This is a genomic window from Maricaulis sp., from assembly GCF_034670125.1.
Taxonomy (GTDB): Bacteria; Pseudomonadota; Alphaproteobacteria; order Caulobacterales; family Maricaulaceae; genus Maricaulis.
This window is the reverse complement of record NZ_JAXMOC010000001.1, coordinates 731,590-743,983: the sequence shown is the minus strand read 5'-3', so window position 1 is coordinate 743,983 and position 12,394 is coordinate 731,590. Positions and strand designations below refer to the sequence as shown.

Below are 12,394 nucleotides of genomic sequence, written 5' to 3'. Positions count from 1 at the left end.
GGCCGACGGAGCCGTGACGGTCGACGTCGCAGCAGGCGTCGCCCAGGACGGGGCCGGCAATACCAACACCGCCGCCACCCAGTTCTCCATCACCAATGACGAGACCGCACCCAGCGTCGCCCTGACCGGACCGGCAACCGACCAGACAGGTCCATTCACAGTCACCGCAACCTTTTCGGAGACTGTGACCGGGCTGGTCCTGGCCGACTTTGCCGCGACCAATGCGTCCGCAACCAATTTCGCGGGAACAGGCGATACCTACACCGTGGTCATAACGCCGACGGCAACGGGCACGGTCACGGTCAACCTTCCGGGGAATGTCGCCCAGGACGCGGCGGGCAACGGCAATACGCCTGCAACCGCTTTCACGGTCGATGCCGACCTGAGCTTGCCAACACTGGACAGCCTGGCTGTCTCCGATGCGGACCTCCGCCTGGAGGATGTCGGGAACACGTTGACGGTCACTGCAACATTCAACGAAGCAATGGATCCGGCGATCACTCCGGCAATCTCATTCAGTTCGGACATGTCGGCGACGCTGGCATTCCAGAGCGGGGCATTCTCGGTCGGCAATACTGTCTACACAGCCACCTATACCGTGCTGGACGGCAGTCAGGTCGCACCGGATGTCGATGCCACCGTTGCTGACGCGGCGGACGCCGCCGGCAATATCATGGCCGACAGCATTGTGGCCGATCTGTTCAGCGTTGAAATGCGCCGCGGATCCCTGTCCGTCTCAGTGGCTGTCTCAGGTGCTGTGGACGGGAGTTTCGCGTTCGATGGCGATCTCGACCCATTCACCGTTACAACTTCAAGCCAGGCGGGAACTGCAAGCTTCGCTGACCTGACAGAAGGCTCGTACAGCTTTGCAGCCGCGATCACCGAAGGCTTCAACCTTGATGCCATTGCTTGCGTGGGAGGCACGGCTACCACCGATGTCGCAACCGGAGCTGTCACTGTTACGCTTGAACCGGCAGGCTCCATCGCCTGTGAATTCACTCAGATCGCCGAACCCGATGTCGACGAAACGCAAATTCCGGACGTCAGCATCGAACTCCCGACACTGACCGATGATCCAACAACGGCGACTAGCGTGTTCAGCCTCAACAATGTGGGCGGCGAGGCGTTCTACTTCACCGCTTCCACGGACCAGCCCTGGCTCGTTATCGACCCGACGTCAGGCTCCATCCCGGCGACCGGCGAGCTCGAGTTCACTGTCAGCTTTACAGCAGCAGTCCTCGACCTGGACCCGGGCACCTACAGCGCCGTCATTACGATCGCGGAGGTCAGCCCGGCTGCACAACGCGGCAGCCACAGCAAGGCCAACGCGCTGGAAACCATCAATATCCCTGTCACCATTTCGCTCGAACCTCGGCTCGGGGACCTGACAATCGTCACCAACACCACCGCTCCGGAAGAGGGGGAAGGGAGCTTCTCCTACACCTCGACGCTGGCCGTGCTTGACGGCGAAACGGTGACCACGGCCGGTGGTACAGCCAGCATATCGGCTACGGATGTCCTGAGAGGCACCTACGCCCTGACCCAGCTGGCATCCGAAGGATGGGACCTCGCCTCACTTTCCTGCACAGGCGATCTCGACGGCGGCAACGTCTACGATCTGGCCAACAGCCAGATCCTGATCGACCTCGACGCCGAGGAATCGATGGTTTGCACCTTCACCAACCGTCGAAACGAGGATTACATCCGCGGCATCACCCTCTCGGCGATCCGCAACTTCATGGCCGCCCGTGCTGATCTGATCCTGACCAATAGCCCCCGCCTCACTGGGCGGATGCGAGGTGACCGGACATCGGGAACACCGAACCGGTTTGCCGCCGATTTCCGCGACGGCCGATTGCAGGCACAAATGTCGACCAGCCTCAGCGCCCTGCGGAAAGCCGCCGAAAGCGACGCCCCCCAACTGCCTGGTTCAGAGCAATTCTCGCTGGCGGGACGTACCGGCGCTGCGAGCCTTGATGTCTGGATGCAGGCGAGCGTTTCAAACGTGTCCGACAATCGCGCAGGACTGAACTCTGAAGCTGACTTCTCGATCGTCCATATTGGTACCGATGTGATGGTTTCAGACTCGCTGCTTGCCGGCGTGATGCTGCAGTACGACCAAGCCGACATGACAACCGGCGCCTGGAACAGTTCAGTCGAAGGCAATGGCTGGATGGTTGGCCCTTACATGGTCACGCGCCTGGCAGAGTCGACCTATCTCGACGTCCGGGCGGCTTGGGGGAGGTCCGACAATACGGTCAATCCGATCGGGACCTATACCGACAGCTTCGAAACCGATCGGTGGTTGCTGGAAGCCAATCTGACCGGCGACATCCTTCAGGGGAACTGGCGCGTATCACCCGGCATTGGGCTCGCGTATTTCAATGAGTCCCAAAAGGCCTACACGGACTCGCTTGGCATTTACATTCCAGGGCAGACGATCACGATCGGTCGCCTGACCGCGGGACCGGAAATCGCCTACCGGTTTGCCAGTGAGAACGGCGGGTTCGTTGAGCCCTATCTGCAACTGAACGCGCTCTACGACTATGACGACGCTGATGTTTTCAACGCAGCGGGACAGCTTCAAACCCTCGGCCACCTCCGCGCCGATGCACGACTGGGTATCGCCGCCGAGTTCGCCAATGGCGGCAGACTCACCGGCGAGATCTCCGTCCTGGGCCTTGGCGAGGGGCAGTTTGAAGCCAACAGCGCCATGATCCGCGTACGGGTTCCACTGAGCCTCCAGCAATAAAAGGGGTGAGGCGACCATCATCGGGACTACCAACGATGGTCGCCTCACCGACATGCGCCCGCTAAGCTGTTGCGGCCATGACCAACACGCTCAACCCTTCCGACACCTCCCGATTGGACCGCATGGTCGCGGCCGGTCTGCTTACACAAGCCGAATCCGGGCATGCCGCGGCATTGCAACGCCAGACCCGCGAACCCTTGGATCGCGTGTTGGCCCAGGCCGGATTGGCGACCGAGCAGCGCATCGCGCAGTTCTTCTCGTCGGAGTGCGACACGCCACTGGCGGCGTTGTCCGATGGATCGGGTGGTCCGGACTCGCCTCGCCTCGAAGCCGTATTCGGCCGGATCAATCCGCTATTCCTTCAGTCAGAACGGATCTGGCCCATCGCGCTGGACGGGGAAAAACTGGTTGCCGGGATCGTTGACCCAAGCAACCGGGACGCGGTGGATGGTTTGGAATTCGCGACCGGTCTCGGTGTCAGGTCAGTGGTACTGACGCAAACACAATTCGAAACCTGCAGCGGCTCGGCCCGGTCGCCTGCCGCCGAGATGTCAGACCAGACCGACCTGGACCTGGCCGCCGATACCGAGCGGTTGAGGGACATGGCCACGGCGGGCCCCGTCATCCGCCAACTGGACAACATGATCTCCGCCGCAAGCCGTTCACGCGCTTCGGACATCCACATTGAACTCAAGCAACGCGATGCCAAGATCCGGTTTCGGGTTGATGGGTTGTTGCGGGATATCGAAACCTGGGGCCTGGCTCAGGCCCTGGCAGTAATTTCGCGCGTCAAGGTACTGGCAGACCTCGACATCACCGAGCGACGCCGACCACAGGATGGTCGTTTCTCCGTACCAGTGTCCGGACACTCGCTCGACCTTCGAGTCTCGGTGGTCCCGGGTCAGTACGGTGAAAGTCTGGTCCTCCGACTGCTCGATACCAGCACGAGCCTGAATTCCCTGGCCGACCTCGGCATGTCGGAGGCTGTCGCCGCGGTCGCGGACAAAGCCCTGACCAAACCACATGGACTGATCCTGGTGACCGGCCCAACCGGCAGTGGCAAGACCACCACGCTTTACGCATTCCTTCGCCAATTGGCGACGGCGGAACGCAAAATTCTCACAATCGAGGATCCGATCGAGTATCGCCTTAATGGCATTGCCCAGTCCCAGACCAACACTGCCATTGGCGTAACCTTTTCAAGCGCCCTTCGGGCCTTCCTGCGCCATGACCCGGACGTGGTCATGGTCGGTGAAATCCGCGACGGCGAGACGGCTCGCACGGCCGTACAGGCCGCCATGACAGGGCATCTTGTCCTTTCGACCCTCCACACCAATGACGCAGAATCCGCAGTCCTGCGCCTTCGGGACATGGGAGTTGAGGATTATCTCATAGCAGCCACGCTGGTGGCTGCATTCGGCCAGCGCCTGATCCGAAGGACGTGTGAAAGCTGCCGCGGGTCCGGTTGCGGGCCCTGCCAGTCAACAGGGTTTTCCGGCAGGGCCGCAATCACGGAAGGCTTCCTCGTCGACGACCCGATCCGGAGTGCCATCCGCAGTGACAATCCCGAAGCGGAACTGACCTCCGCCCTCGCTCAAGGCGGTTACACACGAATGTGGGCCGACGGTTTGGCCAAGGTTGAGTCCGGCTTGACCACCAAGGACGAACTGACCCGTACGCTCTCTGACCTCGATGTCACACGCTACTCGACTGACCATGACCGCTGATCCCTCCCCCTTCCGTTTTCTGGGCGAAACAGCTCAGGGGGCCATGGAAAGCGGTGAACTGCTCGCGACGGATATCGACCAGGCCCGGCAGAAGCTGGAGGCTCGCGGCCTCGCTGTGGTGGAACTGACGCCTGCAACACGAAGGCAGCATCTGATCTCCGGGCGAGCAAGCCTCAACACCCGAATGCTGTCCGATTTTACCCGCAGTCTGGCGGACCTGGTACAATCAGCCGTTCCGGTTCCTGACGCGCTGCAGTTCATCATTGATGCCGAATCCCAACGCCCCATTCGCTTGTTCGCCGAACGCATCGAGCGCGCCGTACGCGCCGGCTCATCACTCAGCGCCGCAATGGCACAGGATCCTGCCCAGCCGGACCGGCTCCTTGTGTCCGCCGTTGCGGCCGGAGAACGGTCCGGGCAGCTAGGCGTCGCACTGGGGCATGTCGCCGACAGGCTTGAGCGCGCCCGCGACATCCGGGACATGCTTGTGGGTCAACTCGTTTATCCGGTTATCCTGGTTGGCGTGATTTTCCTGACCCTGCTGTTTCTCTCCTTTTTCATACTGCCTCAGTTCGAGGCCATTTTTCAGGCCGCAGGCGCCAACCCGCCGGTCGAGACACGCTTGGTTCTGTCGGCAGGGTCGTTCATCCGACAATTCGGCTTGTGGCTACCCGCCGCGGCCGCCTTCCTGGCGTGGTGTTTGATGCAGGTCTGGCGACGAAACCCCCTGCTTGCCGGGCGTCTGCAGCGATCAATTCCCATTCTTGGGCCTGCCATGACGGCACTGGACGCGGCGGGTTACAGCCGCACCATGGGCGTGCTCCTCGGAACCGGCGTTCCGCTGGTGCGCGCCGCAGAAGTTGCCGCCGAGACAATCAGCAATGTGGGCGACCGCACCCATTTGAGAGCCGCGATCGATGCGGTTCGCGGCGGCCGCGCCCTTTCCCAGGCATTGACGCAGGTCGGTGGGATGCCCGATGCTTTGATCCGTCAAATCCGCTTGGGAGAGGCGAGTGGGGATTTGGGCCGCGTCTTCATTCGGGCCGCCTCGCGCTATGAACGTGAAGCAGAGGGGCGGTTGAAGCGATTGACAGAATTGCTGGGCCCGACGCTTATCGTCGCCTTGGGCAGCTGTGTCGGGATCGTGATTGCCGCCGTCCTGTCAGGAGTTCTGAGTCTCAATGATGCCATCTACTAGACCACCCAAAGTCCGCGCGCCAAAAGATGCAGGCCTGACTTTGTTCGAGCTGCTGGTCGTTCTTATAATTATCGGAATTCTTGGAACGATCGTCGGCCCTCGGGTGATCGGGTATGTGGGCCGGTCACGAACCGACGTGGCGGCGGCTCAACTGGGTTCGATCCAGACATCGCTGGAACTCTACTATCTGGACGTCGGCCGCTATCCCACAACAGAGCAGGGATTGACCGCGCTGATCGCTGCTCCGGAGGATGTTCCGACATGGCGAGGACCGTATTTTGGCCAGGAATCCGGCCTGACCGACCCTTGGGGGCGCCCCTACCTGTATCAGATGAATGCCGAAACCGGACGGGTCACAATCGGCACGTTGGGGCGCGATGGTGTCGAAGGCGGCAGTGATGAATCGGCTGATATTTTCCGCAACTAGGCCGGCAGTCCTCCGCAAGGTGGACACCGGGGTGACGCTGCTCGAAACCATGGTGGCATTAGCCGTTCTCGCGCTTTCGACAAGTCTGGTTACAATGACCCTCCTGCCCCGTCAGTCTGAACAGGTTCTCGACAAGGCGACTGAACACTTGATGCTGGACCTGCAGGCGGCCGGCGCTGAAGCTCGAATGACCGGCCACGCGGTAGAACTCATCGTGCTGGAGCGTGGCTACCGAATTCCGGCGTTGAATCGCGATGTCGAGTGGGGTGAATCAGTCGGTGCCAGGTGGCGAGTTGCCACACCGGATGGGTGGACGACCAGGTCTCGTCTCGCCGTCACCGGACCGTCCTTGGCGGCACTCGAGACGCACATAGAGCTCACCCTCGGTGACCAGACCCGAACCGTCCGAGTTGAAGCTCTCACTGCACACATCAGTCATGACTGAGGCATCGCAGCCCAACGGGTACGCTTTAACCGAGGCATTGGTGGCAATGGTTATCGCCATGGCCACAGTGCTGACCGTCATGGCAGGCCTTGCCTCAACCTCCCAGAGCGCGCGGGTAGCGACGGAGCGCCAACAGGACTTGTTGGCCCTTCGTAATATCGAAGCCCGGCTGCGCGCCGGCATGCCTCCCGCGGCCATTGCCGAGCGATATCCGGACTGGCGGATCGAATTGATACCAGCAGATCGGCCCACCGACCCGGTGACAGGTGCGGTCCTGACCGTGGCCCATATCAGCCGACCGGACAATCAGGGGTCTGAGCACGAGCTGGTTTTCCTCGAAGCGGGCACACGGGCAGTCGGAGGCACACCATGACCGCACCCGCCTTATCCTCACCCAAGTCCGGGTTCACGCTGATCGAAGCCCTGATGTCCATTCTCGTACTGGCTACCATCACGGCATTGCTGGTCCCGGCTGTTTACGGCGGCATACGGCTGGAACGGGCGGTCACTGCGCAGCTGGCAATGCGAGAGCAACACGCCCGTCTCGATGTCCTGTTGAGCGAAGCGTTGATGCATACACAACCTTTGCCCGCCGACTTCGGGGCCCCAGCCTTGGAAGGCGGTCCGCGCAGCGTACGGATCGCGACGAGGGTCCAGGAAACAGGTCGCCTGGCCTGGCTTGTGGTCACGTTCTCCGGAACTGACGCGACCATGGAGTTGGTGCCGTTGTTTGGCCGGTCACGATTACTGACATCAACCACCCTTGAGTCCGTTGGCCACAATCCCCGTTTCCACTATTTCGGGCGGGATCCCGCGCGCAACCGATTGGTCTGGACCGATGAGTGGTCCTATACTCATCTGCCAAGGGTCGTGGTTCTCGACTTTGACCCGGTTGACGGACACAGTCGCCGTCTGGAAATAGCCGTCCCATCTGATGGCAGCTTTGCATGCACGTTCGATTCGGGGTTGGGCGCATGTTTGGGGGGCGATCCATGACATTGAGCGCTTCATTGCATGACCTCGTGCGCACAATTGATGAGGTCCAGACTTGGGCGTTTGATCAAATCCGCCAGCCGCTTCCGTCATCAATCACTCGCCTGGGAAGTCGGGCGGTCGCGCGGCTGGCGCAACTCAATGAGAGCGGCCTCATCACGACGCTCGGAGTGCTGGAGCGATCATGGTTCGGCGCAGAACGTGTGGCGCCGGATCAATCCCGGGCAGGCGAATTGCCGCTCCGCCTCGCCCTGCCCGACAGCGCAGTGTTCCGTCGCCAGGTCGACATCAACCCGGCAATCGCCTCGAGAGGCCGAACCGCCATCAGGGCCCGCTTGGCACGTTCCTGCCCCTTGCCGGACAGCGAAGCTGTGCTGGTTTGGTCCCACGCCGGAGGGGCGGCGGCCGATCAAGCGCGCATGACAATGTGGGTCGCCCACAAAGACCGGGTCGAACACGCGAGCCGTCGCGCTTCGAATGAAGCGACCGACTGGGAAGTGGTCACGAAGGAAGCCCTGACAGGCGAGCGTTCTCCTGCTCTCGCGGTCGCTCCGCGACCATCGCGTTTCGGTTTGTCAGGATCGACGCCCGTTCCGGGCCTGCTGGTCCTGGCCACCATTTGCGCAGTCCTCATGGCTGCCGACTTCCGGCAAACCCGTGCGCTGAACGACGTCACGGCATCACGAACGGCATTGCTCGACAGAGCCGATCACCTTCGCGACCTTGCCGGCATCCGATCCGATGTCGACGCCATCGTGGACATCGAAAACGAGTATCCGAGACCGGGATCCGTAGCGCGGCTCCTGCAGGAACTCGCGATCTCGACAAATCAACAGCTTGAAATATCGCGGATCGAGTTGATCGATCCAACAACCTTGCGGGTATCTGTGTCCGATCCCGCCAATCCTGAAATCGACATCAACCTCCCGGACCAGGATACCCCCAATGGTCCGTAACCTCTTGTTCAAGCTGCCGGGGCGCTGGGCAATCTGCGTGGCATGGGTCGTCATTGCCTTGCCGATCGTCGTTCCGGTTGGCCTTGTCGGGGCCTTGTCTCTCCCCATACTCGCCCAAGCCAACGAGTTGGCTGAAATGCGCCAACAAGTCTCCCAACTCTCCGAGCGGGTCACCGCCGGCGAGGCTGAGTTTCGAAGCTGGCACGGAAGCCTCGCCCGCGCGCCAGATGAAGTGACGGAGTATTTTGACCGGTCGCGATCGCGCGAAACCTTTGAAGCAGCCTATGATCGCTTCGTTCTGGCTGCGGACACCGCAAATATCCAGACCAGGCAGGCTGGCGCTGTCCGGGAAATTCCGGTTACCGATACCGTTGGCGATTTCCAGGCCCGGTGGGTGGGGCGAGGGTCACCTGAAGCGGTCATCGAGCTGCTGCTCGGCCATCAGCAGAGTTCACTCCGTATCGCCAGCTTCGCAATGCGCTCGACGGATGCCCAAGGGGCCGTCGAGGTTGATGCCGTCATCGAGTTTCGAAAGTCTTTCCTGCTTGATGGGGCGGTCGAGTAATGCGCTGGACCCTTGCCTTCACAACGGTCGGACTTGCCATTGCGGTCGCGCTGGTGGCCTGGCCCCGAAATGCGGCCGGCGATGAATCGCCAGACCTTTTTGCTCACCAACCCGCCGTTTCCATTGCTCCCGGCGATTGGGACAGCGCGCTGGCCGACCGGTTTGTCGCGGCGTCCCGGGAGGCGAGCCAACCTGTACCCGCAGACAACAGCCCGCTCGGTTCCATCACCCTTGTAGGAACGATCGAAGATGATCGGGGTGGCTGGGCCTTGCTGATGCAGGCGGGAGAGCTCACCGCCCTGGCAATCGGCTCCGAACTTCATGGCTACGTGCTTGTCGACCTGACACCGGAAGAAGCCGTTTTTGAACGGGACGGATCGCGGGTCTCCATCGCACGGGGCACATGACGCCACGGCAAACTTTGCTGGCTAGGACTTGAACTGCCCGGTAGGCTTGCGAGCCGTCATGATGAGGAGGCGAGAAAGTGTTTGAGCGTGGTTTGGTGCGAGCGATTGCGCTCTCAACCTGCATCGTCGGCATTCCAGGGTGTGCCACCCTGACTCCGAATGCGGCGAATGTGCACAGCGATCAGTACACACGTCAGCCACTCACCTCGCCAGCAACACCCGCACCGGCAACACCAAACCAGATGGTGGGGCCTGACCGCGTGTCCTCACAGGAGGCAGCCGACGAGATCCGCGAGGCGGACCGCTTGGTGTATTTTGACCGGCGCGTAGGCTCCCATCTCAGTGGCCGAGCCGTCACTGGGGACCTGGCCGGACGGACCCTGCGATTGAACTTCACCAATGCGCCGGTTGCAGAAGTTGTCCAGGCGGTGGTCGGGGATGCACTGGGTCAAACCGTTATGGTCGCGGACGGGGTCGACGGCCGGATTTCCCTGACATCCCCGGAACCCGCGCCCGCACTCGCCGCACTTGCTGCTCTTGAAACGGTCCTCGCCGAGTCAAATCTGGTGCTCGCAGCCCGTGAATCGGGCTTCCTGCTGGCAAGACTCAGCGACTCGCAGCCATCCTTGAATGGGAACTGGGGTGAGTTGGGATATGGCGGGCGGGTCGTATCGGTCCGGCACACAGCGCCTTCAGCCATCATATCGCTCATCGAGCCCTTCCTCTCCGACCGTGTCGAGGCGGTACCCCACGATGATTTGGGCATACTGATCCTGGCCGGTCCCGGATCGGATATCGACGCGGCCCGCAATGCCGTCGAAACCTTTGACCGCCCTCTTTTGACTGATCGGATTGTCGGCCTGTTCGAGCTGCGGTTTGTTTCGGCGGAAACAGCCGAATCCGAGATCGATACCGTGCTTGCAGGGCTGGGAATTTCTCCGCAATCCGTCCAGACGATAGCCATGCCGCGACTGAACATGTTGCTGATCAGCGCGCGCGAAGAGTCCCAGTTCGAGCATGCAAGGGGATGGATCGAGCGGTTTGACCGTCCGTCTGCCGGGTCTGAGCGGCGTTTGCGCTACCACCTCGTGAACAATACTCCGGCCACAACGCTCGCTACGCAGATCACGGCGGCTTTCGCCGGCGGGCAAACCGGCGACGGCGCGGTATTTGAACCACGGTTTGCAGACGACTCGGCAACCGCGTCGAGCGAAGAGGCGAGCCAGGCCGGGCGACTGGCCATCATTCCGGATGAATTGAACAATGCGCTCATCATCCGGGCAACGGACCAGGAATATCGCGAAATTATCGATCTGGTTGAGCGCATGGACGTCATGCCACCACAGGTCCTGATCGAAGCCACCATCGCCGAGGTTCGACTGGCTGACGGGCTCGACTTCGGAGTGCGTTGGTTTTTCGAGAACTCAAACGGAAGCCAGACCTCGACAGCTTCCTTCTCCGACAGCACGACCGGCGGTACCGACCCGACTTTCCCGGGTTTCAATTATGCTTTCTCCGGTACAGATATCACCGCGACACTCAGCGCCCTCCGGTCGATCACGGACGTCACGATCCTGTCGGCGCCATCGATCATGGTTCAGAACAACCAGACGGCGCACCTGCAAGTGGGTGATGAAGTGCCGATCGTCACACAAACGGCCACCTCAGTCAGCGAATCCAATGCTCCCATCGTGTCGTCCGTTGAACTGCGTGAAACCGGTGTCATTCTACAGGTGACCCCGCGTATCAACGTCAATGGCATGGTCGTTCTGGAGGTCAATCAGGAAGTCTCGAGCGTGCGTCCCACGACAACATCGGGAATAGACTCACCGACGATTCAAAAACTGGAGTTCACGAGTACAGTGTCAGTACGCAGCTCCAGCACAATTGCCTTGGGTGGCTTGATCCGCCAGTCGCAATCGGACAACGAGGCGCGCATTCCGCTGCTGGGAGACATGCCCGCAATCGGCAACATTTTCCGAAGCCGTGGCATTTCGAGTGAGCGAACCGAGCTGGTGATTTTTCTCACGCCCAGGATCATCCAGACTGAAGCCGAGTCCTCGGCCGCTCTGCTCCATGTCCGTCGGCAACTCGAAGCCCTGGAGGCGCGACAACCCGACCTTTTTGATCGATGAGGCACGCCGAGACCGGACGAGATCGCGGATCGGCGCTTATCTATGTCCTGTGGACATCGAGTTTTCTCGCTGCCGCATTGCTGACGGTGACCGCGCTGGTGCATGTCCACATACGGACCGCCAGCGCTGCTCAAGGCGAGTTGACCGCCAATTCGATCCTGCGGTCTGCGCTGGAGGTTGCCGCCTTCGACATATCGACCGGCGGTCGTGCCTTTCTCGCGAGTTTGCCGACCACGCTGCAACTGGGCGAACATACCGTCACGGTCCAGCTGGCCCCGGCCCAGCGCCTGCTGGACATCAACATGGCAGATCAAAGTCAATTGAGCGCCCTGTTCCGGCAACTGGGCGAATCTGAACAGGCTGCGACCCGCCTCGCTGACGAGATCCTTGATTGGCGGGATTCGGATGACCGGGTCCGCCCCATGGGCGCCGAAGCCTCTGAGTACGCGGCCCGACGTCAACAGGCACCGCACAACCGTCCCTTTGTATCAGTCGAGGAAGTTGGCGACGTCCTGTCGGTGACACCACGCCGCCTGGCTTGTTTGGCACCCTTTGTCACGGTCCTGGGCGGTACTCCGCCTCCGGCCCGGGACTCAGGTCGCTTCGCTGCAACAACCGATATGGATGGGGCTCGGGTGGCGCTGGAAGCGCGCCTCACCTTGCCGTCTGGACACCGCCGGACAATGGTGGGACTGGCAACTTTCAGAATCCGTCCGGACGTGCCCTATCAGTGGATCGCATTCGGGGAGGATTCGCTCCAGGTCGAGGGGTGCACACCAAGATGAGCCC

At 61.4% G+C, this 12,394-nt stretch carries 12 protein-coding genes; all 12 read left to right on the top strand.

What is annotated here, in order from left to right; translation table 11 throughout:
- Positions 1 to 2,752 (top strand): autotransporter outer membrane beta-barrel domain-containing protein (locus tag VOI18_RS03350; protein WP_323760991.1); only part of this gene is annotated, 2,752 nt, incomplete at its 5' end.
- 77 nt (positions 2,753 to 2,829) lie between these two features.
- On the top strand, positions 2,830 to 4,479 hold the full coding sequence (locus tag VOI18_RS03345; protein ID WP_323760990.1) for a GspE/PulE family protein: 1,650 nt from the start codon (positions 2,830 to 2,832) through the stop codon (positions 4,477 to 4,479).
- Entirely contained in the window at positions 4,469 to 5,677 is a 1,209-nt protein-coding gene (locus VOI18_RS03340) for a type II secretion system F family protein (RefSeq protein WP_323760989.1), read from the top strand. The genes VOI18_RS03345 and VOI18_RS03340 overlap by 11 nt, the downstream gene beginning before the upstream one ends.
- Entirely contained in the window at positions 5,661 to 6,104 is a 444-nt protein-coding gene (gene gspG / locus VOI18_RS03335; RefSeq protein WP_323760988.1) for a type II secretion system major pseudopilin GspG, read from the top strand. Before VOI18_RS03340 ends, gspG begins: the two co-directional genes overlap by 17 nt.
- Before the next feature lie 31 nt (positions 6,105 to 6,135).
- Entirely contained in the window at positions 6,136 to 6,549 is a 414-nt protein-coding gene (locus VOI18_RS03330) for a hypothetical protein (protein ID WP_323760987.1), read from the top strand.
- Positions 6,550 to 6,607: 58 nt separating this feature from the next.
- On the top strand, positions 6,608 to 6,922 hold the full coding sequence (locus VOI18_RS03325; protein WP_323760986.1) for a hypothetical protein: 315 nt from the start codon (positions 6,608 to 6,610) through the stop codon (positions 6,920 to 6,922).
- The gene (locus VOI18_RS03320; protein WP_323760985.1) at positions 6,919 to 7,545 is read left to right on the top strand and encodes a type II secretion system protein; all 627 of its coding nucleotides are present in this window, start codon (positions 6,919 to 6,921) and stop codon (positions 7,543 to 7,545) included. The genes VOI18_RS03325 and VOI18_RS03320 overlap by 4 nt, the downstream gene beginning before the upstream one ends.
- A complete protein-coding gene (locus tag VOI18_RS03315) occupies positions 7,542 to 8,498 on the top strand; it encodes a hypothetical protein (RefSeq protein ID WP_323760984.1) in 957 nt (318 codons plus the stop codon). The genes VOI18_RS03320 and VOI18_RS03315 overlap by 4 nt, the downstream gene beginning before the upstream one ends.
- Entirely contained in the window at positions 8,488 to 9,063 is a 576-nt protein-coding gene (locus tag VOI18_RS03310) for a hypothetical protein (protein ID WP_323760983.1), read from the top strand. The genes VOI18_RS03315 and VOI18_RS03310 overlap by 11 nt, the downstream gene beginning before the upstream one ends.
- Positions 9,063 to 9,470 carry a hypothetical protein gene (locus VOI18_RS03305; RefSeq protein WP_323760982.1) on the top strand — a complete coding sequence of 136 codons (408 nt, stop codon included), beginning with the start codon at positions 9,063 to 9,065 and terminating at the stop codon, positions 9,468 to 9,470. Before VOI18_RS03310 ends, VOI18_RS03305 begins: the two co-directional genes overlap by 1 nt.
- A gap of 77 nt (positions 9,471 to 9,547) precedes the next feature.
- Positions 9,548 to 11,605 (top strand): type II secretion system secretin GspD, encoded by a 2,058-nt coding sequence (gene gspD / locus VOI18_RS03300; protein WP_323760981.1) that lies wholly within the window; start codon positions 9,548 to 9,550, stop codon positions 11,603 to 11,605.
- Positions 11,602 to 12,390, top strand: coding sequence for a hypothetical protein (locus tag VOI18_RS03295; protein ID WP_323760980.1), 789 nt, complete (start codon positions 11,602 to 11,604; stop codon positions 12,388 to 12,390). The genes gspD and VOI18_RS03295 overlap by 4 nt, the downstream gene beginning before the upstream one ends.
- The last annotated feature ends 4 nt before the right edge of the window (positions 12,391 to 12,394 follow it).

Coding starts and splice junctions, on each gene's coding strand:
- VOI18_RS03345 (WP_323760990.1), top strand. CDS start 2,830: ATGACCAACACGCTCAACCCTTCCGACACCTCCCGATTGGACCGCATG.
- VOI18_RS03340 (WP_323760989.1), top strand. CDS start 4,469: ATGACCGCTGATCCCTCCCCCTTCCGTTTTCTGGGCGAAACAGCTCAG.
- gspG (WP_323760988.1), top strand. CDS start 5,661: ATGATGCCATCTACTAGACCACCCAAAGTCCGCGCGCCAAAAGATGCA.
- VOI18_RS03325 (WP_323760986.1), top strand. CDS start 6,608: ATGGCCACAGTGCTGACCGTCATGGCAGGCCTTGCCTCAACCTCCCAG.
- VOI18_RS03320 (WP_323760985.1), top strand. CDS start 6,919: ATGACCGCACCCGCCTTATCCTCACCCAAGTCCGGGTTCACGCTGATC.
- VOI18_RS03315 (WP_323760984.1), top strand. CDS start 7,542: ATGACATTGAGCGCTTCATTGCATGACCTCGTGCGCACAATTGATGAG.
- VOI18_RS03310 (WP_323760983.1), top strand. CDS start 8,488: ATGGTCCGTAACCTCTTGTTCAAGCTGCCGGGGCGCTGGGCAATCTGC.
- VOI18_RS03305 (WP_323760982.1), top strand. CDS start 9,063: ATGCGCTGGACCCTTGCCTTCACAACGGTCGGACTTGCCATTGCGGTC.
- VOI18_RS03295 (WP_323760980.1), top strand. CDS start 11,602: ATGAGGCACGCCGAGACCGGACGAGATCGCGGATCGGCGCTTATCTAT.